This is a genomic window from Acidobacteriota bacterium (genome assembly GCA_026393675.1).
In the GTDB taxonomy this organism is placed as follows: Bacteria; Acidobacteriota; Vicinamibacteria; order Vicinamibacterales; family JAKQTR01; genus JBAXOX01.
Window position 1 is genome coordinate 51,232 of record JAPKZQ010000045.1, and the last position, 24,741, is coordinate 75,972.

Genomic DNA, 24,741 nt, shown 5'->3' on the forward strand with positions numbered 1-24,741 from the left:
GAACGACTCAGCGGTTGGCAGATCCTGCGTGATAGTCCTGGAGCGCGCGCACGTCGAGCTTGTGCGTGCCCAGCGCGCGGATGGCACTCACCGCCGCCGCAGCGCCTGTGAGCGTCGTGATGCAGGGGACACCGTGCAGTATGGCAGCGCGGCGAACCGCACGGTCGTCGAAGAACGACGCACGGCCGAGCGGCGTGTTGATAATGAGCTGCACCTTGCCGTTGACCACCTGGTCGGCCACGTTCGGCCGACCCTCGTTGACCTTGAAGACCGTGGTGGCCTCCACGCCGTGCGCGCGGAGATACGCGGCCGTCCCACGCGTCGCGACAATCTGGAATCCGAGCGTCGCCAGGTCGCGCGCGGTCGTGAGCACGTTGGGCTTGTCACCGTTGTTGACGCTGATGAACACGGTGCCGGACGCGGGCAGCTCCTGGCCGACCGACAGGTACGCCTTGGCGAACGCCTCGCCAAACGTCGATGCCCCGCCCATCACTTCGCCGGTCGATTTCATCTCGGGCCCGAGAATGGTGTCGACACCCGGGAACCTGATGAACGGAAACACCGGAGTCTTGACGAACACGCCGTCCACGGTGAGGTCGCGCGTCAGCCCAAGTTCAGCCAGCGATCGACCCGCCATCACCTTGGCCGCGACCTTGGCGAGTGGCACGCCGGTCGCCTTCGACAGGTATGGGACCGTACGTGAAGCGCGGGGGTTGACCTCGAGGACATAGACGGTGTCGCTCTTGATCGCGAACTGCGCGTTCATGAGGCCAACCACACCAAGAGCTTTCGCAATGCGTCGCGTGTAGTCGCGAATCGTCTCGAGATGGCGGTCGGCCACCAGGTACGGCGGCACGACGCACGAGCTGTCGCCCGAGTGGATACCCGCCTCCTCGATGTGCTCCATCACGCCGCCGATCATCACGGCGCCGGTCGCGTCGGCCACCGCATCGACGTCCAACTCGAAGGCGTCTTCAAGAAACCGATCGATCAGCACGGGATGGTCCGGCGACGCATCCACGGCCGTCGTCATGTAGCGATCGAGCGCGCCCGGGTCGTAGACAATCGCCATCGCGCGGCCGCCAAGCACGTACGACGGACGCACCACCACCGGATACCCGATCGAGGCCGCCACATCACGCGCCTCGTCGCGCGAGGTCGCGGTCCCGCTCTTCGGCTGTGGAATCCCGAGGTCGTTGAGGAGCGCCGAAAACCGCTTGCGATCCTCCGCCAGGTCGATCGAATCAGGCGACGTCCCGAGGATGCGCACGCCCGCGTCCTGCAGCGGCAGCGACAGCTTCAGCGGCGTCTGCCCGCCGAACTGCACGAGACACGCCACCTCCCCACCTGCCTCCCGCTCCTTCTCGACGATGGCGAGCACGTCTTCGAGCGTGATCGGCTCGAAGTACAACCGGTCGGACGTGTCGTAGTCGGTCGACACGGTCTCCGGGTTGCAGTTCACCATCACGGTCTCGAACCCTTCCTCGCGAAGGCCGAACACAGCGTGACAGCAGCAATAGTCGAACTCGATACCCTGCCCGATCCGGTTGGGACCACTGCCGAGGATGATGACCTTGCGGGCCGGCGTGGGCGAGGATTCGCACTCCCGCTCGAAGGTCCCATACAGGTAGGGCGTGAAGGACTCAAACTCCGCCGCGCACGTATCGATGCGCTTGTAGACTGCCCGCACACCAAGCGTGTCGCGCCGTCCGCGCACCGCTGCCTCGCTCGTGCCCAGGCAACTGGCAATCTGCGCATCGCTGAACCCGGCCCGCTTGGCCCGACGCAGTTCATCCTCACCCAGGTCGGCGAATGGCGTCTTCCGCAACTCGCGCCGGTATGCGACCAACTCGGCGAACTGCGTTAGAAACCACGGATCGATCATCGTCAATCCATGCAGCTCGGAGAGCGGCCAGCCGCGCTCGAGCGCTTCGAACACCGCCCAGACACGGCGGTCGTTCGGCGTGGACAGCCGTTGCCGCAGCCCGTCGTCATCCTCCTCGCGCGACGCCACATCATCGAACAGCAGGCTCGCCCGCCCCATCTCGAGCGATCGCACGCCCTTCATAAACGCTTCCTTGAAGGTGCGGCCGATCGCCATCACCTCGCCAACCGACTTCATCTGCGTCATCAGCGTGCGATCCGCCTCTGGGAACTTCTCGAAATTCCAGCGCGGGATCTTGACGACGACGTAGTCGATGGTGGGTTCGAAGGAGGCCGGCGTCAGCCGTGTGATGTCGTTGGGGATCTCGTCGAGGTGGTACCCGAGCGCAAGCTTGGCCGCGATTTTCGCAATCGGGAATCCTGTCGCCTTCGACGCCAGCGCCGACGACCGCGACACGCGCGGATTCATCTCGATGGCGACCATGCGGCCGTCCTGCGGATTGATGGCGAACTGGATGTTCGACCCGCCGGTCTCGACGCCGATCCTGGCGATGATGCGCCGCGCGGCATCGCGCATCCGCTGGTATTCCTTGTCGGTCAGCGTGAGCGCCGGCGCGACGGTGATGCTGTCGCCAGTGTGCACGCCCATCGGATCGATGTTCTCGATCGAGCAGATGACGACGAAGTTATCCGCCGCGTCGCGCATCACCTCGAGCTCGAATTCCTTCCACCCGATCACGGATTCTTCGATCAGAATCTCGTGCACCGGGCTCATCGCGAGGCCGCGGCGGACGACGTCGTGGAACTCTTCGACGTTGTAGGCGATGCCCGCGCCGACACCCCCCAGCGTGAAAGACGGGCGGATGATCGAGGGGAAACCCAGCGTCTTGACGAGTTCCAGCGCGTCTTCCTGCGACCGCGCGTAACCGCTTTGCGGCACCTCGATGTCGATCTCGCGCATCGCGTCGCGGAACTTCAGGCGATCCTCGGCCACCTCGATGGCGGCGACCGACGCGCCGATGAGCTTGACGCCGTAGCGGTCCAGCACGCCGCTCTTGGCCAGGGCGATAGCCAGATTCAGGGCCGTCTGGCCGCCAACCGTCGGCAGAAGCGCATCCGGTCGCTCGCGGGCGATGATCGCCTCAACGAAGTCGGGCGTGAGCGGCTCGACGTACGTGCGGTCGGCGAGTTCCGGATCCGTCATGATGGTGGCGGGATTGCTGTTGACCAGCACCACCTCGATGCCTTCGCTGCGGAGCGCCTTACACGCCTGCGATCCCGAGTAATCGAACTCGCACGCCTGGCCAATGACGATGGGCCCGGCCCCCAGCACCAGCACGCGCTTGATGTCAGTTCGGCGCGGCATTTAGTGTCCCGTATCAGTGATTCGCATCATAATTCCCGGGCGGGGCATCCCGCCTGCCACCCCAACGCGGTTGCCGCGTCGGGGGCCCCGGCCTCGCTGCGCCAGCCGTCGCCCGCTGGTGCGATCGGGCTTTGGCTAGGTCCCGCCGTAGCCTTGGCGAAGGCGGATTGCTCAACGCTCAAATACTCCCGGTATTCTCGCGATTCGCGCCTTGCGATCCGGGCGCCGCGCTCCGGGACTTAGGTCGCCAATCACTGATACGGGACACTATCGGCGCTCCATCGCGTCGACAAACCGCCCGAACAGGTAGTCCGCGTCGTGCGGTCCGGGCGAGGCCTCGGGATGGTATTGCACGCTGAAGATCGGCTTGTCGCGATGACGGAACCCTTCGAGCGTCTCGTCGTACAGGTTGGTGTGCGTCACGATGACGTCCGGCGGCAGTGTCTCCGGATCAACAGCGAAACCGTGGTTCTGCGACGTGATCTCGACGCGACCCGTCTCGTGGTGCTTGACCGGATGATTCGATCCCCGGTGTCCAAACTTCAGTTTGAAGGTCCGCGCGCCAAGCGCCAGTCCCAGCACCTGATGCCCCAGGCAGACGCCAAACAGCGGCACGTCGCCATCGACAAGTGCCTTCACGTTGGCGATGACATACGGCAGCGCGGCAGGATCGCCCGGGCCGTTGCTCAGGAAGACGCCATCGGGTCGGTCGGCCGCCAACACATTGGCAGGCGTTGTGGCGGGATACACTCGAACGGCGCAGCCATAGGCCGAGAGTCGACGAAGAATGTTCCACTTCATCCCGAAGTCGTAGGCCGCGACGTGCAACGGCCTGCTCGCCGGCCGTGGGACCGGCAGATCGTATCCGCCCGACCCGGCCATCGCCCCGGCTGGAGGCCAGTCGAACGCCTCTGCACAGGTGACCTGCCGCACCAGGTCCGCGCCCACCATAGACGGCACGGCTCGCGCCCGAGCCACCAGATCGTCAGGATCACAGGCGGACCCTGTCGCAATCACACCGCGCATCACGCCCGCCGAGCGAAGCCGGCGCGTAAGCGCGCGCGTGTCGATGTCGCCGATCGCCACAATGTTGGCCGCCGCCAGATACTCATGCAGGGTGATCGTCGCCCGCCAGTTACTCGCGACCGGCGACGGGCTGCGCATGATGAAGCCCGACACCTGCGGCGCCCGCGATTCCACATCGTCGGCCGTCACGCCGTAGTTGCCGATTTCGGGACAGGTCATCGTGACCATCTGTCCGGCGTACGACGGGTCGGTCAGGATTTCCTGGTAGCCGGTCATAGCGGTGTTGAACACGACTTCGCCGGACGCGATGCCTTCCGCGCCGGCGGCCGTGCCCTGGAACCAGGAGCCATCTTCCAAGGCGAGAACGGCCTTCACCGTGATATCGCCCTCTCGAGTGATGCGGTCACGCGCTGCGGCTTGCCCGCGTCGACCGTGATGGATGAGGTCCACGGGCGAAAGCCCGCGAGCCTCAGTTCGATGGTGTGGCGCCCGGGCGCGACCCTGTTCAACGTGAACGGTGTCAATCCCATGTTCTTGCCGTCGAGAATCACGCGCGCCCCGGGTGGACGCGAGGAAAAGGAAATGGCTGGAGCTGAAGCCGGCTCCTTGCCGGCGGCCTTGCGCAACGTGACATCGACTCGAACGGCCGGCCGCGCCGCCGTGATGGTGACCTTGCGTTCCTGCGCGACGTAACCGGAAAGTGCCACGCGGACGACGTGCATCCCGAGCGGGAGTCTTCGGAGCATCCGCGGAGAGGTTCCGGCGCGTTCACCATCCAGTGATACGTCGGCGCCAGGCGGCACCGTGCGCACATTGACCCGCCCTTGCGTGACGACCGGCGGCGTCGTGGCCTTCGCTGGCGCCTCGCCTCCGGAGGTTTTCGGCGCTTCCGCGCCTGGGCCCACGACAGCGGGCGGTGCGGCCGCGGCCTGCTCGCGAACCGGAGACGACACGGCCGTTTGCGCAGGTCCTGACGCTGGCGGCGTCACGGGAGCGGCCGCTGCCGGTCGGGCTGCCGGTTCACCGGCTGGCGCGGGCTGGGTCGCGGTCGCGGGAGTGCTCTGCCCCCACCGCGCACCAATTTCGTAGCCCCCGAGCAAACCCAGCAACAAGCCGGCCGCAGCAGCAATCGCGATCGGCGCGTAAGAACGATCTTTGCGGGACGCCTGATCTGGCTCGAATCGTCTTGACGGCCGCGAGAAACTCTCGGCGCCACGCGTCGGGTCAATCGCTCGCGGCACAGAAAGATCGAACCTAAGCGGCTCAGCATCTCGCGCATCGTCGACAAATGAGTCGGGGCCAGTTGTTCGGGGCGGCGCCGATAAAGGTTCAGCCGGCTCCGGAGCAAAGAGCGACGATAACGCAGCAGCCTCTGATTCGTGCGGTTCTGCGCGAGGCGGAACGCCAGCTGGCGACAGGGCAGCCCACACCATCTCTTCCGGGTGAGGAGTTGGCCGCATCCGAAGCTCGGGCACTTCGAAAGGCTCGGCGGCGAGTGGAACGGCAGGGTCGGGCGCGAGCAGGTCCGGCTCGAGCGGCGCAGCCGGAGGCGGTTCCTGCTCCACGTCGTGCGTCTCGAATGGCGCGACCGGCGCCACCAGATTCGCGCCGCTCTCTGGCGATGCGTCGTCAGCCGGAGCGGGTTCACTCCCACCGACCGGAGTCGAAGGCGCTGCGGCTGCCGCTGCCGCTTCTTCCGGAATCAACGGATCGTCAAGACCCGGCAGCTTGGCCGCCCGGGACTTCATCTTGCGGCGCGAGCCGCTTCCCCGCTCGCCAGGCGCGTGAGCGGCTCCAGCGTCAACCAGCGTCGCAGCCAGCGCGCTCACGAAATCGCGCGCTTTCGCTGGCCGGCGTTCGGGGTCCGGATCGATCGCGGCCTCGAGAATCTCGCGAAGTGCCGCGGCATCCTGCACCTGGAGATCAGAGAGTCCCGGGAGGGGTTGTTCGGTGCCCGGCAGTGCGCGACGCCCGGTCAGCACTTCGTACGCGATGACCGCGAGCGAAAAGACGTCGGCCGCGGCGCCCCATTCCAGCCCCGACTCGCGTTCAGGGGCGGCATACGGCCGCCGGATCGGTCCATGCTGGCCAATCCGCTCCAGAGCCATCGACACGCCAAGCCCGGTGATGTGGGTTTCGCCCGGCGTCACCAGGATGTCCCTCGGGTGTAGCGCCCCGTGGAACACCCCTACGCGTGCGGCCACATCCAGCGCCTCGGCCACGTGCCCAATCAGGCGCACGACGTCGCCGGCCGGCGCCGGCCCGTACTGTCGGATGGCGGCATCGAGCGACTCGCCCGTGACGTATTGCTGGGCCAGATACGCCACCGAATCCTCGACACCGGTGGCAATCGGCCTGGCGATGTGCGGGTGCTCCAGGTCGATATCGACCACCTGCTGCAGCTGGTTCGACAGCTCCTCCGCCCGCTCTGGCGTGATGTCGAGCGTGAACGCCTTGACGGCGACCAGACGCTGTTCCTGCTCGTCGTGCGTGCGAAAAACGGGGCCAAGGACGCCGGCGCCAATCTGATGCAGGAGTCGAAACCGGCCGAAGGCCGAAGGTGGCGAGTAGGAGGTGCCTGGAGTCAAATCCTCACAATGATCGTTGGCCCGATGTGAGTGTCCCGAATCAGACGTTCGCCGACATTAATCACCGAACGTCTGACTCGGAACACTAACACGGAACTCCTGTCGCTTCAATCGGTAGCGAGGACCTGCGCGCGACTCAGCGGTGCCGTCGGCTTGACAGTCATCGGAGCGTCTGAGACAGTAGTTTCCTGGTGACCCCACTTCCCGATTCCGTATCATCCGGCGTCGTTGGTCAGGCGGTAAGTCTACGCCGCTACCCGGGTATCCGCCGCCTTGCGGCCGACTATTCGGATGGCGCTGATCGCCTGCTCGAGTTCTACGCCGGGCACCCGACCGACGCGCGTGCGTGGCGACAGGTGATCGAGCGTGCCCAGGCGCATCCCCGGGAGCGGGTCGGCCTCTGTGACGCGCTGATGCGGCAACTGCAGCGTCGCGCCGCGCCCCCCGAAGCGCGGGCGGCGGTCGAACGGCTCCGCGATCCCGACTCGGTGGTCGTCGTCACCGGCCAGCAGGCGGGATTGTTTGGTGGGCCACTCTATACCCTGCTCAAGGCCATCACCGCGCTGAAACTTGCCGCGCGCATCCGGCAGGACTTCCGGGTTCCCACCGAGGCCGTGTTCTGGATTGATTCGGAGGATCACGATTGGAACGAGGTCAACGGCTGCGAGGTGCTCGATACCGATCTGCAGCCCACGACCATCAGCTTGCCCAATCCGGCGGGCGCGGGCGAACTGCCGGTGGCCAGGGTGATGCTGGACGCCAATGTCTCAGCCTGCGTCGACCGGTTGGCAGAAATCCTCCCGCCCACGGAATTTACCGGCAGCCTCCTCACTAAGATCCGCAGCGCGTACCGGCAGGGGTACGGGATGTCCGAGGCGTTCGGCCGATGGCTGGAATTCGTCCTCGGCGAGTTTGGCCTGATTGTCTACGACGCCGCCGACCCGGCAACCAAGCCGCTGGTCGGCCGCATTTTTGCGCGCGAAGCCGCGTTCGCTGGCCGCACCGCCGAGTTGGCCGCGGAGGCCGGCCAGCGCCTGGTGGCGCTCGGGTATCACGCCCAGGTGCTGCCTACGCCAGGCCACGTGTCGATGTTCCATCTCGATGGCGGTCGTCACCCGATCGGACTCGACGATGGCCGGTTTGTGGTGGACGGGCACGCGGTTGATCTGACGACGCTGGCGGCGCTTGCCTCGTCTACCCCGGCGGCGTTTAGCCCAAATGTGCTGCTCCGTCCGATTGTGCAGGATGCGCTCTTCCCGACGATCGCCTACGTGGCCGGGCCCAACGAACTGGCGTATCTCGGGCAGCTCAAGGCCGTGTACGCCGACTTCGGCGTACCCATGCCCCTGATGTACCCGCGCGCGTCGGCCACGCTGCTTGATTCGGCCGGCGTGCGCTTTCTGGCGAAGTACAGCGTGCCTCTTGAAGATCTGCACGCGCGGGACGAAAGCACGCTCAATCGCCTTCTCGAATCGCAATTGCCGCCCGCTGTCGACCAGGCGCTCCAGGATGCCGACTCGACCATCGAGCAGCGCATGCAGGTGCTGATCGAGGCACTGCCGACGCTGGATCCGACGCTGGAGGGCGCGGCCCGATCGGTGGCCGGCCGCCTCCGCCATGAACTCCAGGGGTTGCATACCAAGATCATCCACGCCGCCAAGAAACGCAACGAAACGCTCCGCCGACAGTTCGGGCGCACGCAGGCGCAGGCGTTCCCTGCCGGACACGCCCAGGAGCGGTCGACGGGGTTCGTGTATTTCCTGAACCGTTACGGGCCGGCCCTGATCGATCGGTTGATGAGCGACCTGCCGATCGATCCAGGCTCGCACTGGATTCTGACAATCTAAGGAACTCCCGTGCCGCCAGTGACCAAACGACTCAAGAAGCCGACCGCACCGAAGCGACGCACGCGGCGTGTCAAGCTGTGGATTGCGCTCATCCTCGGGATTCCTCTCGCGGTGGCGCTTGCCGTCACGGGCTACTACTACGTGACGTTTGCGCGGATGATCGATGAGCGGCTCCACGGCGAACGCGTGCGAACGATCCCCCACGTCTTCGCGAGGCCCTTCGAGATCCGGCGGGGCCAATGGCTCTCGGCGCAGCAGATCGTGGACCGGCTCAACGACCTCGACTATGCGGAACGCGCGAAAGCCGAGAAGCCCGGCGAGTTCGCACGCATCGACAACCTGCTAACCCTGCTTCCGCGGGGAGGCGACCAGCCCGGCCGCGCCATCCGCATCACGTTCAGGCCGCTTGGCCCTCGAGACCCGGGACCGATTGGGCCCGACGGCAAGCCCGTGCCGACAACGGTGATCGAGAAGATTGACGTGGTGGGCGCACGCCCCATTGACGCCGTCCGGCTCGAGCAGCCGCTGATGACCGCGCTCGTCACGGCCAACCGCGAGAAGCGGCGGCGCGTCTCGTTGTCGCTGATTCCCAGGATGATGGTCCAGGCCGTCCTCGCGATCGAGGACCGCCGGTTCTACGAGCATCCCGGGATTGATCCGATCCGTATTGTCGGCGCCATCATCACCAACATCCGCGGGAATAAACCGTACCTGGTGGGCGGCAGTACGCTCACGCAGCAACTGATCAAGAACTTCTTCCTGACGCCCGAAAAGTCCTGGCGCCGCAAATTCCAGGAGCAGTTTCTCGCGATGGTGCTCGAGACGCGCGCATCGAAAGACGAGATCCTCGAGCTCTATCTGAATGACGTGTACCTCGGGCAACGGGGGTCGTTCGGCATCCACGGTGTGCCCGAAGCCGCGCGGCTGTTTTTCGGCAAGGACGTGACGAACCTGTCGCTGGCCGAGGCGGCCACCATCGCGGGCGTCATTCAGGCGCCCTTCACGCACTCGCCGTTCTCCTCGACGACGCGGGCGCGGGACCGCCGCAACGTCGTCCTCCAGGCGATGGCCGACGCCGGCTACGTGAGCACGGCTGCGGCCGAGCGCGCTGGACGAGAGCCGGTACAGGTCGTGGCCCATGCGCTCGACACCGAAGCCCCGTACTTCATCGACCTGCTCGGTCAGGTGCTCGCCGATCAGTATCCCGGGCTGCTGGCCAGCACCCAGCCGGTGGAGATCTACACGACGCTCGACATCAACCAGCAGCGTATTGCCCAGGACGCGGTTCACGCGGGCATGGTGCAGATCGACGAGCAGTTGAGCCGCCGCAAGATCAAGACGCGTGCGCAGGTGGCGCTGATCGCCATCGATCCGCGGACGGGCGACATCCTGGCGCTGGTCGGCGGACGGTCGTACAGCCAGTCCCAGTTCAACCGCGCGCTGGCGGCCAAACGTCAGCCGGGGTCGGTTTTCAAGCCGTTCGTCTACCTGGCCGCCTTCGAAAATGCCGCCGCCGAGGGCCGGACCGACCTCACGCCGGCGACGGTTGTCGAGGACGAGAAGACCACGTTCACCTTCGAGGGCAAGGAGTGGACGCCCGGCAACTACGAAGATGCGTACGACGGCTCCATCACGCTGCGGCGCGCGCTGGCCCATTCACGCAATGTCGCCACCGTCAAGGTGGCCCAGATGACCGGCTACGACAAGATCGCGAAGCTCTGGAAGCAGTTCGGATCGAGCACGGCGCCGAAGCCGTATCCGTCCATCGCGCTCGGCGTCTTCGAAGCCACACCGTTCGAAGTGGCGACGGCGTACACTATCTTTCCCAATTACGGCGAGCTTCGGCCTCTCCGCGCACTCAGCCGCATCGTCAATGGCGGGAAAGACCTGCCGGTGGTCACGCCGCCAGTCAGGCGCATCACCCGGCGAGACGCGACATTCTTGGTCACCAACATGATGCGCAGCGTGCTCAACGAGGGCACCGGCGCCAGTGCACGCAATTACGGCTTCTCGCGGGACGCGGCGGGCAAGACGGGCACCACCAACGATCTGCGTGACGCCTGGTTCGTGGGGTTCACGCCTGAACTGCTGACGGCGGTGTGGGTGGGGTTCGACGACAACCAGCCGCTCGGATTGAGCGGCGCGATCGCCGCGCTCCCGATCTGGACGCGCTTCATGATGGGCGCGCTCGCCGGGCGTCCCAGCACCTCGTTCGCCGTGCCGGGTGGCATCACGTTCGTGGACATCGACCGTGACACCGGCAAGATCGCCCAGCCGGCCTGCCCCCGTGTGTTCGCCGAAGGATTCCTCATCGGCGCCGAACCGGCCGAGATCTGCACGCTGCACAAGTTCTAGGAACAAGTCCCCTGTATAATCGCGGCGTGCAGGAAGCCGTGTTTTCCGCCGTGGTCCGCGCACTCGAGCGTGGCGAAGCCGCGGCGCTCGTCACCATCATCGCCACTCGCGGATCCACGCCCCAGCGCGTCGGCGCGAAAATGCTCGTCTGGGACGACGGGCACAGCGTTGGCACCATTGGCGGCGGATGCTATGAGAACGACGCGGCCGGCAAGGCCCGCGAAATTATCCGCACGCGAAAGGCGCAGGTGGTCCGCTACGACCTGACCGATGATGTGGCCGAAGAACACGGGCTCATCTGCGGAGGGCAGATGGAGGTCTTTATCGAACCGCTCGATCCATCCCCGCACGTGTACCTGATCGGCGCGGGGCACGTCAGCCAACATCTAGCGGCTGTCGCGCACGATGTCGGCTTCCGCGTCCATGTCGTCGACGATCGGAGCAAGTTCGCCAACACGGCCCGGTTCCCGGACGCCGTCGAGGTCGTCGTCGAACCGATTCCCGAGTGGCTGACGCGAACCGAATTGTCGCCGGCGGCGTTCGTCGTCGTCGTCACGCGCGGACACACGCACGATTTAACCGCCATGCAGGCGTTGGCCGGCCGGCCGTTCCGTTATGTCGGGATGATTGGCAGCCGCGCCAAGACCGTGCGCATCAGGGAGGCCCTGGCGCAGTCGGGTGTGGCCCCTGCGTGGCTCGATACGGTCCGCGCCCCGATAGGCCTGCGTATCGGCGCCGTCACTCCCGAGGAGATTGCTGTCAGCATCGTCGCTGAACTGGTGGCTGTCCGGCGTGGCGCGATCGACCAGCCCGACACCTCGTCATTGTCCATGAAACTGGTCCGCACAGGAGCGTAGTTCGTGTCGAGCATCCTGGTCCGCGGCGGCACCATCCTGACCATGAACGACACCGTGGACGTCGTCAGTGGTGACGTGTCGGTGCGCGACGGCCGGATTGCCGCGGTCGGCAGCGGGATTCAAGAGCCGCACGACACCACGATTGATGCATCAGGTTCGCTCGTGCTGCCCGGTTTCGTGCAGACGCACCTGCACCTGTGCCAGACGCTGTTCCGCGGATTCGCGGACGATCTCGCGCTGATCGACTGGCTGCGCCTGCGCGTGTGGCCGATGGAGGCCGCCCACACTCCCGCGTCGCTGCGAGCCTCGACCCGACTGGCTGCCTGCGAGCTGTTGTCGACCGGCACGACGACGGCGCTGACGATGGAAACCGTCCATGACACCGATGTGGTGTTCGAGGCCGTGGCGGCCACGGGCCTGCGGGCGACGATCGGCAAGTGCATGATGGACGCCGACGCGCAGGTACCGAAGCGACTACTCGAGAACACGCAGTCGTCGATTGACGAGAGCCTGGATATTCAGCGGCGATGGAACGGCCAGGCCAACGGCCGGCTCAGGGCGGCCTTCGCTCCCCGCTTCGCCGTGTCCTGCTCGCAAGGATTGCTCGAAGCCGTGGCGTCGTTGTCGGAACACCAGAAGACCCTGGTGCATACCCACGCTTCCGAGCAGCAGGCGGAAATTGCCATCGTCGAGCGGCTCACGGGCCGCCGCAACCTGGAGTACTTCGCGGATATCGGTCTCACCTCCCCGCGACTGTGCCTCGCGCATTGCATCTGGGTCGATGAGCACGAGCAGGCGCTGATGGCCGAATACGACGTGAAAGTGCTCCATTGCCCGGGTTCGAATCTGAAACTGGGCAGCGGCCTGGCCCCGATTGCCGAACTTCTGGCCCGCGGCATCTGCGTGTCGCTCGGCGCTGATGGCGCCGCGTGCAACAACCGCCTCGACATGTTCGAAGAGATGCGCCTCGCGGCCGTGATGCAGGCGATGCGGAAGGGGCCGGGTGCCTTGCCAGCCCGTGACGTGGTCTGGATGGCCACGCGGGGAGGCGCCCAGGCATTGGGACTGCAGGCTGATATCGGGTCCATCGAGGTCGGCAAACGAGCCGATCTGATCGTGGTGGACGTGAGCCGACCGCACACCACGCCCGGGCCCGATCCATACTCCACGCTGACCTACGCGGCACGGGGGACCGACGTCCGCGCCACCATCGTGGATGGCCAGGTTCTGGTGCGCGACTTCGCTCCGGTGCACCTCGATCCCGCCGAGATTGCCGCAGAGGCCAGAACCGAGGCCAGAGCCCTTGCGGCACGGGCCGGAATCTGAGCCTGTCTGCGTCAAGGTTCGCCCCATCCCGGTCTTCCGCACGACGTTGGTATAATGGCTGCAGGGCACTCATTGTCTGCGTGCCGACGACCATGGCCATTGAAGCGCTGTCTCTTAACGAACGCTCCCGCCGCATCCTCGCGACGCTGGTGCGTGAGCACATCGACTCGGGCGAACCGGTCGCCTCGCAGGTGCTCGTGCGTCGAGGCGGTTTCGGCCTGTCGTCGGCGACGATTCGCAACGTCCTCGCACGGCTCGAGAAGCTGGGCTATGTCCGGCAACCCCACACGTCGGCGGGCCGCGTGCCCACCGACGCCGGCTACCGCATCTATGTGGACAGCCTGCTGACGCGCCCCCGTGCCTCGCGGGCGACGGCATCGGTCGAGGCGCAGGTCCTCGAGCGGATTGGCGGCAGACCGGACCTCGACACGATGATCTCGGCTGTGCCGCACATGCTCTCGCAGGCCTCGCATCACATCGCATTCGCCACGACGCCGTCTGCCGGCACGGCGGAGTTCCAGCGCATTGAGTTCGTGTCGCTCGGCGCTGGTCGCGTGTTCGTTATCGTCGTTGCGCGCAATTCCCAGATTAGCCACAAGGTCATCGAACTCGAAGGCGAAGTGGCGGCCGGCGAACTCGAGCAGGCGGCCAACTACCTGAACATCGAGTTCTCCGGCATGTCGCTGGCGGCGGTCCGTGACCAGGTCCTGGAGCGCATGTCGCACGATCGCGTCCTCTACGACCGGCTGATGGCGCGGGCGTTGCGGCTGGCGCGTTCGACGTTTGAAGGGCTGGGGCATCAGGTCTCGCTCTTTGTCGACGGCACGTCAGCCCTGGTCGACGAAGTGTCGGCCCCGTACAGCGGCATTACCCTCGCGGCGCTGGGCGTGCTGGTCCGCCTGATCGAAGAAAAACATCGCCTCGTTCGGCTGCTGAGCGAGTACATCGACACGCCTGGCCTCACCGTCATCATCGGCGCTGAACACTCGGACCCGAACCTGCGTCAGTTCAGCCTGGTCGCGTCCACGTATTCGGATGGACGGGATACCGGGTCGGTCGGCCTGATCGGTCCCATGCGCATGCACTACGCCAAGGCCATCTCGATGGTGGACGGCGCGGCGCAGGCGGTCTCCCGTGTGCTGACCGTCTCCTCAGGCCAGAAGACCCCGGCAGGTTCGTAGCGCCCAAGATACTGACCCATGACAGACGACATGAGAGAACACGATAAGGCTGGCGCGTCGCCTGACGGCGCGCCCACTGCACCGACGGTGAACTCCGACCAGGACGCCGTCGCGGGCAGCGAGACACCAACCCGGGAACAGACGCTCGAACAGGAACGCGACCAGTACTACGACCTGCTCCTGCGCAAGTCGGCGGAGTTCGACAACTACCGCAGGCGGGTCGAGCGCGAACGCCGTGAGCAGGCAGACCGGACCGTCATCAATCTGCTGCTGGAGATGCTGCCGATCGTCGACGACCTCGAGCGCGCGCTGAGGGCCGAGGCGATTGGCGAACAGGCCGAGGCGTACCGCATGGGCGTCGATCTCATTTACCGACAGATGCTGGAGTTGTTGAAGCGACGCGGCGTCACGCCGTTCGACGCCCTCGGCCAGGATTTCGATCCGAACCTGCATCAGGCCGTCGTCTCCGAGGACGCGCCGGACCGGCGCGATGGCGAAGTCGTCGATCAATTCAGCCGCGGCTACATGATCGGCGAACGCCTGCTTCGACCAGCGATGGTCAAGGTGGCGCGGGCGTGAGCAAGCGCGACTACTACAAAGTACTCGGTGTCGAGCGGACGGCGTCCGAACAGGAACTCAAGAGCGCGTACCGCAAGCTCGCGTTGCAGTTCCATCCGGATCGCAACCCGGGCGACAAAACCGCCGAGGAGAAGTTCAAGGAAGCCGCCGAGGCCTACGCGGTGCTCGCGGATCGGGACAAGCGGTCCGCCTACGATCGTTTCGGCCACTCGGTCGTTGGAGGCGCGACCGGCGGCGGGTTCGATCCGTCGGTGTTCCAGGGCTTCGAAGACATCTTCGGGGGGTTGGGCGACATCTTCGGATTCGGCGACATATTTGGCGGCGGCCGCCGCCGCAGTGGTCCGCAGCGCGGATCGGACCTGCGCTACGACCTCGAGATCAGCTTCGAAGAGGCGGCGCGAGGCGTCGAGACTACGATCCAAATTCCCCGGCTCGAACAGTGCGAGAGTTGCCGGGGATCGGGAGCCGCGGCGGGCAGCGCCCCGACACGCTGTCCACAATGCCAGGGCCGCGGGCAGCTTCGCTACCAGCAGGGCTTCTTCGTCGTCTCCCGGACGTGCGGGCAATGCAACGGGTCGGGGTCCGTCATCGCGAACCCGTGCAGTTCGTGCCGAGGGACCGGGCATCTCACCAGGGACCGCAAGCTGACGGTCAAGATTCCGGCAGGCATCTCGAGCGGTCAGCGCCTCCGCCTCTACAGCGAGGGCGAATCGGGGGCCATGGGCGGTCCCGCTGGCGATCTCTACGTCGTCGTGCAGGTCCAGGAGCACGAGTTCTTCAGGCGGGAGGGCGACGACCTCTACTGCGAGGTGGCCGTCAATTTCTCCACGCTCGCGCTCGGCGGCGAAATCGCGGTCCCGACCGTGGACGGTGAAGAATCGCTCCGAATCCCGGACGGCACCGACGCCGGCACCGTCTTCCGCATCCGAGGCAAGGGCGTGCCGAGTGTCAGCGGCCGGGGTCGCGGCGATCTCAACGTGCTCGTCCAGGCCAAGACGCCGAAGAAGCTGACCAAGGAACAGAAATCGGCGTTGCAACATCTCGCGAAAGTCCTGCCGCCCGACAAGGTCGAAATTCGCAAGCCGGGACAGGAATCGGACGACCGTAGCGTATTCGGTCGCGTCAAGGATCTGTTCAGTTGATGCGATCCTGGCCGGCGCTGACCCTGACGTTCCCGGCGCACGAGGCGGCTGCCGATCGACTCCACACCGGCCCGGCGGTTGCCGCTCGTGAATCGTTCGTCCCATTACAGGACCAGGTTTCGGCCTTCCTCGACGGACTCGACGCGGTTGCCGCTCCCGAGTCGTTCCTCCCATTGCAGGACCAGGTCTCGGCCTCCCTCGACGGTTTCGACATCGTCGCCATCGAGGAGTACTCGGACGACATCTGGCGCGTGTGTTTCCGAGACTCGGCCGTACGCGACCAGGTCGCCGGCGCACTGAACACTCTGGTCGGGGCGGGTCTGCGCATCGATGAAGTCGACGTCCCGGACGAAGACTGGGCCCGTCGAAGTCAGGCTGCGATTCAGGCAATCCGGGTAGGCGGCGTGGTCGTTGCACCACCGTGGGACCGTGCGGCCAGTGCACCCGCGCCGGACACCATCACCATCGTCATCGAGCCTGGCATGGGATTCGGCAGCGGTCACCACGCGACCACGAGGTTATGCCTGCAGGCCCTGCAACGGGTGAAGGTGCGTGGGCAAGCGGTGCTCGACATTGGTACGGGTTCCGGTGTGCTCGCCATCGCGTCGGCCCTGCTCGGAGCGTCATCCGTGCTGGCGGTCGACGTCGATCCTGATGCGCTGAACTCGGCGCGCACGAACGCCGGTCTCAACGGCCATCCCGTGGCGCTTGCCTTCCGTCAGACCGATTTCCGAGCCGAACGACTGCCGCAGGCAGACGTCGTACTGGCCAACCTCACGGGTGCGATGCTGGCTTCCTCTGTCGATGAGGTATTGACACTCTGCCGGACGGGTGGCGTTGCGATCTTGAGCGGCATCACCGTTGAGGAAGCGACGGGAGTCGTCGGGGCGTTCGCCAGCCGTGTGGCCATCGAGTGGCAGGCCGAAGAAGACGGCTGGATTGGCCTCATTGTGGCGCCAGTCGCCGTCGGCTGCAAGCGCTTGCTAGCCCGCGGTGTCCGAGTCGTCGACCGAATCTGATCCTGGCGCGCCTCGCAGCCGTGACCAGCCACGCACAAGGGCCTCTCGGCCGAACACAAGGAGCGCGCCTGCGACGATTTGTACCGCGGCCTTGACCATTGCCTCTCCCTGCCGCGACCACACATATGACCAGGTGCCGGTCTCGTCGAATTTTGGTTTACTGAGCAACACGTATGCGGTTCCGGCCGCATTCTGCAGGCCAGCCACGAGGACGAACACGCCAGCCAGCGCAAAGCCCAAGACCTGCAATTCAGCACTGCTCGCATCGACTTGAAGCGGGGTGGTGTCAGATTCGAACAATGCCACAATACTGTCTGCCCACACCATGACGGCCAAGCCGGCGAGCACCTGAACCGTGAGGCCAACAACGTAGCCGATCCGCGACGCGTGCACGAATGCGGCTTGAGGATCGCCAGCCGAGACGGCACCGAATATCCACAGAGCCGCCGGGAGCGAGACGAGCGCGCCCACGACGTGAGTGACACCCCAGACCTTCAACGCGAGTTCTGCCAGTCTCTTTGCATTCATGGTTGTGTACTTGGAGCGGGCCAACTTGTAATCAGCCCGCGACGCTCCAGCGCCGCTCTCTCCTTATACGCTGCAGCCGTCCCAAGCGTAATGGGATGACATGCCGTTCGAAGGGGCGCGTCGGGGGCACGACGAGGCGTGGCCGGATTGTATACGGTCACCGACGCAAGAGTGCGCAGAATCTACCAACAGCAGAATCTGCCGACCCGGGCGCGATTGCCATGTCGAGCACCACGCCACTGATTCGAAGTACAACTACAAGTGATGTCCGCACACCTTGGCGACTTTCTGCCTGATGATGGCGATCTGTCCAGCGACGCGCTGCTGGGACGGTTCCTCGACTACACGGCCGACAAGGCCCTGATCCTCTATCCCGCGCAGGAAGAGGCGATCCTCGAACTGCTGGGCGAGAAGAACGTCATCCTCAACACGCCCACCGGGTCGGGCAAGTCGCTGGTGGCCTCGGCGCTGCTCTTTGCATCGCTGGCGCGCGGGCACCGATCGGTCTACACCTGCCCGATCAAGGCGCTGGTCAACGAGAAGTGGATGGGCCTCTGCCGTGAGTTCGGCCCGGACCAGGTTGGCCTCTGCACCGGGGACGCCACGGTCAATCACGACGCGCCGATTCTCTGCTGCACGGCCGAGGTGCTCGCCAACATCGCGTTGCGTGAGGGGGCTGACGCCCGGGTCGATGCCGTCGTGATGGACGAGTTTCACTGGTACGCCGACCGCGATCGCGGAGTCGCGTGGCAGACGCCGCTGCTCACCCTGCCCCAGGCGCGTTTCCTGCTCATGTCGGCCACGCTGGGCGACACTTCGTCTTTCGAGAAGGCCCTCACCACGCTCACCGGTCGGCCCACCGTCACCGTCAAGTCCATCGACCGCCCCGTGCCGCTCGAATATGCCTATGCCGAAATCCCATTGGCACACACACTCGAGAAGCTCGCGGCGGAAGGCAAGACGCCTGCCTATGTCGTGCACTTTACCCAGGCCGATGCTGCCAGCAGCGCCCAGGATTTCACGAGCCTGAAGATCTGCACGCGCGAGGAGAAAAGCGCGATCGCGGACGAGATCGCCGGCTTCACATTCACGAGCCCGTACGGCGCCGAGATCCGCAAGTGGCTGAAACACGGCATCGGCCTGCACCACGCCGGCCTGCTGCCCAAGTACCGCGTGCTGGTTGAACAACTCGCCCAGCGCGGTCTGCTCAAGGTCATCTGCGGTACCGACACCCTGGGCGTCGGCATCAACGTCCCCATCCGCACGGTGCTGTTCACGCGGCTCTGCAAGTTCGACGGACGGAAGACCGCGCACCTCAGCGCTCGCGACTTCCACCAGATTTCGGGACGCGCCGGCCGCAAGGGTTTTGATACCCAGGGCTTCGTGGTGGTTCAGGCCCCGGAGCACGTCATCGAGAACATCAAGCTCGGCGAAAAGGCGGCCCGGGACGGCAAGAAGGTGACGAAGCGCAAGCCGCCCGACCACAACTTCGTCAACTGGGACCTCGGCACCTTCAAGCGGCTCATCGGCTCAGCCCCGGAACAGCTCACCTCGCGATTTCACGTCTCGCACGGCATGCTGCTCAACGTTCTCAGCCGGCGCGGCGACGGCTGCGGGGCCATGCGTCAGCTGATTCGCGATTGCCACGAATCCAACGACGCGAAGAAGGCGCACACCCGGCGCGCGTGGCAACTCTTCCGGGCGCTCGTGGCACGGCGCATCGTGGAGTTCATCCCGAGAACAGAGGATGGTTCAACGCTTCGCGTGAACGTCGATCTGCAGGACGATTTCTCGATGGACCAGACGCTGTCGCTGTACCTGGTCGAGACGATCCCGCTGCTCGATCCCGAATCGCCTGACTACGCACTGGACCTGCTCACGCTCGTCGAGGCCATCCTCGAGAATCCCGAGATCGTGCTGCGTCGCCAACTCGACAAGATCAAGGACCAGGCCGTCGCCCAGATGAAGGCCGACGGAATCGAATACGAGCAGCGCATGGAGGAACTCGAGAAACTGGAGTATCCGAAGCCGCTGCGCGAGTTCGTCTACACGAGTTTCAATACCTTCGCCGACAGGCACCCGTGGGTGGGAGAGGAGAATATCCGGCCCAAGTCGATCGCACGGGAGATGTTTGAGCAATTCCGCTCGTTCGACGAGTACGTGCTCGATTACGACCTCGAACGCGTCGAGGGCCTGTTGCTGCGACACCTCAACAGTGTCTACAAGGTGCTCAGCCAGACCGTCCCCGACGGCCTGAAGACGGACATGGTGCGCGAGATGGAACTGTACCTGCGCACGCTGGTCGGCCAGGTGGATTCGAGCCTCGCCGAGGAATGGGAGAAACTGCGGGATCCCGCCTACCGGTCGCTCGAGGCCACGGCGCCACGGGGAGGCGATCTCCGCCCACCCGGCGCCGAGGCGACCGAGCAGGACATCACACGCGACACGAAGATGTTGACCGCAGCCATCAGGATCCGCATCTTCTCGTTCCTCCGCGCCTGGTCCATGAACGACCATGGGGCCGCGCTTGCCGCTCTCGATTCGCCACGCGACGCCGATGGTGCGCCCTGGACGCCCGAACGCCTGCGCGCAGAGCGTGAGGCCTACCACGTCGAGCACGAGCGCCTGCGCCTTGATCCGGAGGCCCGGAACCTCCGGCACACGTACGTGTCGCCCTCCGATGATCAGCAGACGTGGCGCGTGGAACAGATGCTGGTCGACCCGGAGATGGTCAACGACTGGGTGGCGGAATTCGAGGTGGACCTGGCCGCCTCGCGCGAGGCGCACCGACCGGTGCTTCGGCTGCGTCGCCTCGGGCGTCTGGCGCAGTCCTGAGCCTCCGGTGCCGGGTCGGAAGACCCGGCGGACAGCAACTACGTCTCGAGGCCGGGCTGGAGCCCGGCGATCCCAGGTTCCCACCCGAATCCCGCCTGCCACGCCGAAGCCGGGATTGCAACGCACCGGCGAAGGCGGGAACCCCGAATCCCCAATCCCGTCTGAAGCCCCCCTATCTGACCGTCTGCCACGCGGGCGTCGCTTGCCAGAACGCCGCCACGAGCGTCTCGATCAGGCTTTCCTGCGGCACGGTGACCTTCGGCGGCTTCTCCGGATACAGCGTGACCCGGACATAGTTGTTGGTGTCGAGATAGCTGCGCGCCGCGTCCCGAATTGCGGTGACCGTCAGCTTGTCGAACTCCATGGGCAACTCGAAAAACTCCGCGATGTCCGCTGAGTTCTCGTATCTGGCCGACAATTCACCAACAAGGCGGTTGTTCACAGCCAGGTCGCTGTCGTGCTTCCTGCGAAGCGCCTCTCGCGCATCGCGGACTTCCTTGTCGGTCGGCCCGCCGGTTTTGAGTGTCTCGATCTCGCGGAAGAGCGTCTTGACGAGTTCCTCGGTCCGTTCCGGATCGCATCCGAAATCGATGTTGATGCTGTAGCGCGCGTCAGGGATCTTGGAGGCACTGGCTTCCACTTGAACGCCGTAGGTCCCGCTCAACGCCTCGCGCAAGCTTTCCCGCAGCCTCGTTTCGAGGACCACGGCCAGCGCGTCGAGCACCACCTGGTGCGGCGAATCGAACGGAAATGATCCGGTAAAGACGATGGCGGCCTGGCTCTTCGGTTCGATGCCCTTCCTGACGGTCTTTTCCACGACGCCTTTCGGTGGCGTGATGCCGACGTTCTTCCAGGTTTCTTTCCGGTGCAGCGACGGCAGCGAGCCAAGATACCGCTCGACCAGCGGCTTGATGGCCGCCAGATCGTAGCTGCCGGCGAAGACGAAGGTGAAATCGCTGGCGTCGGCGAATCGGTCCTTGTAGAACGCCAATGACTTCTGCAGATCCATGTCGGCGACCGACTCGGGAGTGAGGGGACGCGCCCGGAAGTGATTCTGGGTCATCGCGGACCGCAACGCTTCCCCGAATGCCCACTCGGGACTCGCCTGTTGGCTTGCCAGCATCACTTTCGCCTGCGACGTGATGACGCCGAAGACGGTCGCGTCAGCACGGGGCTGCGTGAAGGTGAGGTAGATCAACTGGAACATCGTCTCCAGGTCCTTCGGAGAGCCGCCGCCGACCATCCCTTCTTCCGTGTCGTCGATAAATGCCCTCACCGCCGCGGCCTTGCCCGACAGGACGTTTCGGAGCTGGATCACGTCGAACTTGCCAACGCCACCGGCCCCAATCACCTGGGTCGCCGTCATCGCGGCGACGTAGTCCTTGTCGCTTGCGAGCGACGTGCCGCCAGGGCTGGTGGCGCGGAAGACCACTTCGTCCTGCTTGAACTCGGTCGGCTTCAGCACCACTTTGACGCCGTTGGAGAGCTCCCATTCCGTCACGCCAAACGCATCCCTCGTCTTCGTTGTGACGACCGCGCCCGGCTTGGGCAGCTCATCAAGCAGCGACTGGTTTGCCGCGACCTCAACATAGGGCTTGACGTCTTTTTCGGCCGCGCTCTTGATGGCCGCGGCGAGCCTGGCGGCATCCGGCACGGTCAGGCCAGCCTTCTGCGGGGCGTTTACCAGCACGACCCGACTTCCGCCTGTCCACTCCTTCGCGACCTTGTTCACTTCCTCCAGCGTGATGTCCGGCACGAAGCGCTGGACCAGCCCGTACTCGTAGGTAATGCCGGGAAGCGGTTCCTGCTGCGTGTAGTTCCGGATGTACTCCGCCGCCAGGTCCGCGGACTCCTCTTTGTCGCGTTCGGCGAACGCTCCCTCGTACAACCGCATCAGGTCGCGTTTCTCTCTCTCCAATTCCGCCGGGGTGAATCCGAATCGCGCGGCCCGGGCGGACTCGGTCACCAGAGCACGGACGCCACTTTCGATGCCATCCTCCTTGACCAGCGCCATCAACGTCGCGGCTTCCTTCGAGCGAACGAACAGGCCGCGTCCAACAGCCGCCCGTATGAACGGCGGATCGGCCTTCACCGTCAACTCTCCCAACCGTTCGTTCAGCATGTTCGTGTAGAGCCGCTCGACCTGTTGCTGTCGATACGCACCAATGGACGTTTGATCTCGCAGGGGGAGCATGTTGTACACCCCCACGGTGGTCATCGTCGCTTCCTTGTCGGTGGCCACCGCATAGAGTGTGTCCGGGTGGTCGGGAACCTCGAACGAGGCCCGCGGCCTGGGACGCGCTGGCGCCGGAATCGCTTTGAATTGCGCCTTGATCAGCGCTTCCACCGCCGACTTGTTGAAGTCGCCGACGGCGATGACCGCCATCAAATCCGGCCGGTACCAATCCGCGTAGAACCGCTTCAGCGCCTCTGGCTTAAAGCCCTCGATGCTCTCCCGCGTGCCAATGGGCACGCGCTCGCTGTAGCGTGACCCTCTCAACAGCATGGGAAGTTGCTGGTCCCGCATCCTGGCGTCGGCACCACGTCCCTGCCGCCATTCCTCGACGATCACGCCGCGTTCCTTGTCGATCGCCGTCTGGTCGAACGACAGGCTGTGCGCGACATCAGCGAGGAACAGGAACGCCTTGCGCATCGCTTCCGGGTTGTCGGTCGGGACATGGAGCATGTACACCGTCTCGTCGAACCCGGTGTCCGCGTTCACGCCGGGGCCGAGCCGCATGCCGATCGACTCCATGAACTTGATCAGATCCTGCTTGGGGAAATGCTCGCTGCCGTTGAACGCCATGTGCTCGACGAAGTGCGCCAGGCCGAGCTGATCGCTATCCTCGACGACGGACCCGACGTTGACGACCAGCCGGAGTTCGGCGCGTTGAGATGGTCGCTCGTTGGCCCGGATGTAGTACCGGAGTCCATTCGGCAGGTAGCCGATCGTGATTCGAGCATCGACGGGGACGGCTTGAGTGAGCGGCGCCGACAGGGCCGGCCCCTGGGGAAGCGTCGCCTGTGCACTCGCAAGGGATCGGCCCGCCGGAGAGAGCCCCGCCAGCGCGATTGACAGAAACAACGCGGTCCCAGCAATTTTCCGAACAGTCATGGGTATGCCTTCCTATTGATCCCATTCTGGCGCCTCGCGCCCTGCCACACAACCTTTAACAGCCCGTGGTGCGCCTGCTTGCCGCCCCACTCCTCCGGCACTACACTGATGTCAGTGGGTGGCACAACGACAGTGAACAGGCTGGCAGCGGTGAAGGCGCCGCGGCCTGGAAGGAGTCCTGCTCGATGCGAGGACGTGTGATGCCCCCCCGGACCGCACTGACAATCGCCGCGCTAATGGTCGCGTTGCTGACGGCGACGACATGCGGCGGCGGTTCGTCAAACCCGGTCACACCCACACCCACACCCACGCCCACACCGACCCCGACGCCGACGCCGACTCCCACGCCAACGCCCACCCCCGCGCCACCAGCCGCCTTCGTGTGCGGCGCGATTGGCGGGTTTCTGACCACGCCTCAGAGCATCATCAATGGCCTGGTCTGCTCCGGAGACACTTCGCCCGTCGTCATGGTCCGGATCGATTACGTTAGCGGAAACACCTATGGGCTCTGCTCGGGGACGGTGATTGCCTCGAATGCCGTCCTCACGGCTGCCCACTGCCTCGACGGTCAGATCAGAAAGGTCACGATCTTACTGGGCGGCTTCGGTGGCAAACAGATTGTGGCCAACTCGTTCACGCCGATCCCCGAGTACAACAAAGACGTCAGCTCGTCTCCGGATGTTGGCGTGGTCATCGTTGACGACGGGAGCCTCCTCCGAAATCCCATCCCGCTGCTCGTCCGCGATGCGGTCCGCGGCGAGCAGGGCGTGATCGCGGGATACGGGGTTGACGCCACCCAGGCCAATGAAGGCATTCTGCGCGCGGGCACAGTGACCATCGTCAGATCGCTCGGAAACTTCATTGACTCCGACTTCGCTGGCGACGTCAGTAACACGTGCAGCGGCGACTCGGGCGGGCCGCTGCTGCTACAGCTGCGGCAAGGCGGCCCGTGGGGCATCGCGGGCGTGACGTCAGCCGGGGAAATCAAAGACTGCCTGAGCGGCCTCAGCGACTACGCCCGCCTCAGCGACGCCACGATATGGTCGTTCATCTTCAGTCTCGTGCCAACCGCCAAGCCCCTGCAGTGATCGCC

At 65.2% G+C, this 24,741-nt stretch carries 15 protein-coding genes; 10 read left to right on the plus strand and 5 right to left on the minus strand.

The window, feature by feature from the left end; translation table 11 throughout:
• Positions 1–7 precede the first annotated feature (7 nt).
• The 3 genes from carB to NT151_11715 form a co-directional block, all read right to left on the minus strand.
• Positions 8–3,250, minus strand: a complete 3,243-nt coding sequence (gene carB, locus NT151_11705; protein ID MCX6539578.1) for a carbamoyl-phosphate synthase large subunit — start codon at positions 3,248–3,250, stop codon at positions 8–10.
• A gap of 267 nt (positions 3,251–3,517) precedes the next feature.
• Entirely contained in the window at positions 3,518–4,651 is a 1,134-nt protein-coding gene (gene carA / locus NT151_11710; protein ID MCX6539579.1) for a glutamine-hydrolyzing carbamoyl-phosphate synthase small subunit, read from the minus strand.
• Positions 4,648–6,864 carry a PEGA domain-containing protein gene (locus NT151_11715; GenBank protein MCX6539580.1) on the minus strand — a complete coding sequence of 739 codons (2,217 nt, stop codon included), beginning with the start codon at positions 6,862–6,864 and terminating at the stop codon, positions 4,648–4,650. Before NT151_11715 ends, carA begins: the two co-directional genes overlap by 4 nt.
• Positions 6,865–7,055: 191 nt before the next feature.
• Here NT151_11715 and bshC point away from each other — a divergent pair, with 191 nt between their 5' ends.
• The 8 genes from bshC to NT151_11755 all read left to right on the plus strand — a co-directional run bounded on the left by bshC (position 7,056) and on the right by NT151_11755 (position 17,170).
• Entirely contained in the window at positions 7,056–8,711 is a 1,656-nt protein-coding gene (gene bshC / locus NT151_11720) for a bacillithiol biosynthesis cysteine-adding enzyme BshC (protein MCX6539581.1), read from the plus strand.
• Between the two features lie 18 nt (positions 8,712–8,729).
• Entirely contained in the window at positions 8,730–11,066 is a 2,337-nt protein-coding gene (locus NT151_11725) for a PBP1A family penicillin-binding protein (GenBank protein MCX6539582.1), read from the plus strand.
• Positions 11,067–11,092: 26 nt separating this feature from the next.
• A complete protein-coding gene (locus NT151_11730) occupies positions 11,093–11,923 on the plus strand; it encodes an XdhC/CoxI family protein (GenBank protein MCX6539583.1) in 831 nt (276 codons plus the stop codon).
• A gap of 3 nt (positions 11,924–11,926) precedes the next feature.
• Positions 11,927–13,249 carry a 5'-deoxyadenosine deaminase gene (locus NT151_11735; GenBank protein ID MCX6539584.1) on the plus strand — a complete coding sequence of 441 codons (1,323 nt, stop codon included), beginning with the start codon at positions 11,927–11,929 and terminating at the stop codon, positions 13,247–13,249.
• 92 nt (positions 13,250–13,341) lie between these two features.
• Complete coding sequence (hrcA, locus tag NT151_11740) at positions 13,342–14,430, plus strand: heat-inducible transcriptional repressor HrcA (protein ID MCX6539585.1); 1,089 nt, start codon at positions 13,342–13,344, stop codon at positions 14,428–14,430.
• Between the two features lie 30 nt (positions 14,431–14,460).
• A complete protein-coding gene (gene grpE / locus NT151_11745; protein MCX6539586.1) occupies positions 14,461–15,009 on the plus strand; it encodes a nucleotide exchange factor GrpE in 549 nt (182 codons plus the stop codon).
• Positions 15,006–16,151 (plus strand): molecular chaperone DnaJ, encoded by a 1,146-nt coding sequence (gene dnaJ, locus NT151_11750; protein MCX6539587.1) that lies wholly within the window; start codon positions 15,006–15,008, stop codon positions 16,149–16,151. Before grpE ends, dnaJ begins: the two co-directional genes overlap by 4 nt.
• Positions 16,151–17,170, plus strand: a complete 1,020-nt coding sequence (locus tag NT151_11755) for a 50S ribosomal protein L11 methyltransferase (protein ID MCX6539588.1) — start codon at positions 16,151–16,153, stop codon at positions 17,168–17,170. The genes dnaJ and NT151_11755 overlap by 1 nt, the downstream gene beginning before the upstream one ends.
• Here NT151_11755 and NT151_11760 read toward each other — a convergent pair.
• Positions 17,135–17,698, minus strand: coding sequence for a hypothetical protein (locus tag NT151_11760; protein MCX6539589.1), 564 nt, complete (start codon positions 17,696–17,698; stop codon positions 17,135–17,137). The genes NT151_11755 and NT151_11760 overlap by 36 nt on opposite strands.
• A gap of 264 nt (positions 17,699–17,962) precedes the next feature.
• Between NT151_11760 and NT151_11765 the strand changes: the two genes are divergently transcribed.
• Positions 17,963–20,533, plus strand: coding sequence for a DUF3516 domain-containing protein (locus tag NT151_11765; protein MCX6539590.1), 2,571 nt, complete (start codon positions 17,963–17,965; stop codon positions 20,531–20,533).
• A gap of 172 nt (positions 20,534–20,705) precedes the next feature.
• Here NT151_11765 and NT151_11770 read toward each other — a convergent pair whose 3' ends face one another.
• The gene (locus NT151_11770; GenBank protein ID MCX6539591.1) at positions 20,706–23,648 is read right to left on the minus strand and encodes an insulinase family protein; all 2,943 of its coding nucleotides are present in this window, start codon (positions 23,646–23,648) and stop codon (positions 20,706–20,708) included.
• 185 nt (positions 23,649–23,833) lie between these two features.
• Between NT151_11770 and NT151_11775 the strand changes: the two genes are divergently transcribed.
• Complete coding sequence (locus NT151_11775) at positions 23,834–24,736, plus strand: trypsin-like serine protease (GenBank protein MCX6539592.1); 903 nt, start codon at positions 23,834–23,836, stop codon at positions 24,734–24,736.
• The last annotated feature ends 5 nt before the right edge of the window (positions 24,737–24,741 follow it).

Bases quoted from the DNA above. Each gene is read 5' to 3' on its own strand.
- NT151_11770 (MCX6539591.1), bottom strand. From the start codon at position 23,648: ATGACTGTTCGGAAAATTGCTGGGACCGCGTTGTTTCTGTCAATCGCG.
- hrcA (MCX6539585.1), top strand. From the start codon at position 13,342: ATGGCCATTGAAGCGCTGTCTCTTAACGAACGCTCCCGCCGCATCCTC.
- NT151_11775 (MCX6539592.1), top strand. From the start codon at position 23,834: ATGCGAGGACGTGTGATGCCCCCCCGGACCGCACTGACAATCGCCGCG.
- NT151_11755 (MCX6539588.1), top strand. From the start codon at position 16,151: ATGCGATCCTGGCCGGCGCTGACCCTGACGTTCCCGGCGCACGAGGCG.
- NT151_11765 (MCX6539590.1), top strand. From the start codon at position 17,963: ATGTCCGCACACCTTGGCGACTTTCTGCCTGATGATGGCGATCTGTCC.
- grpE (MCX6539586.1), top strand. From the start codon at position 14,461: ATGAGAGAACACGATAAGGCTGGCGCGTCGCCTGACGGCGCGCCCACT.
- carB (MCX6539578.1), bottom strand. From the start codon at position 3,250: ATGCCGCGCCGAACTGACATCAAGCGCGTGCTGGTGCTGGGGGCCGGG.
- NT151_11760 (MCX6539589.1), bottom strand. From the start codon at position 17,698: ATGAATGCAAAGAGACTGGCAGAACTCGCGTTGAAGGTCTGGGGTGTC.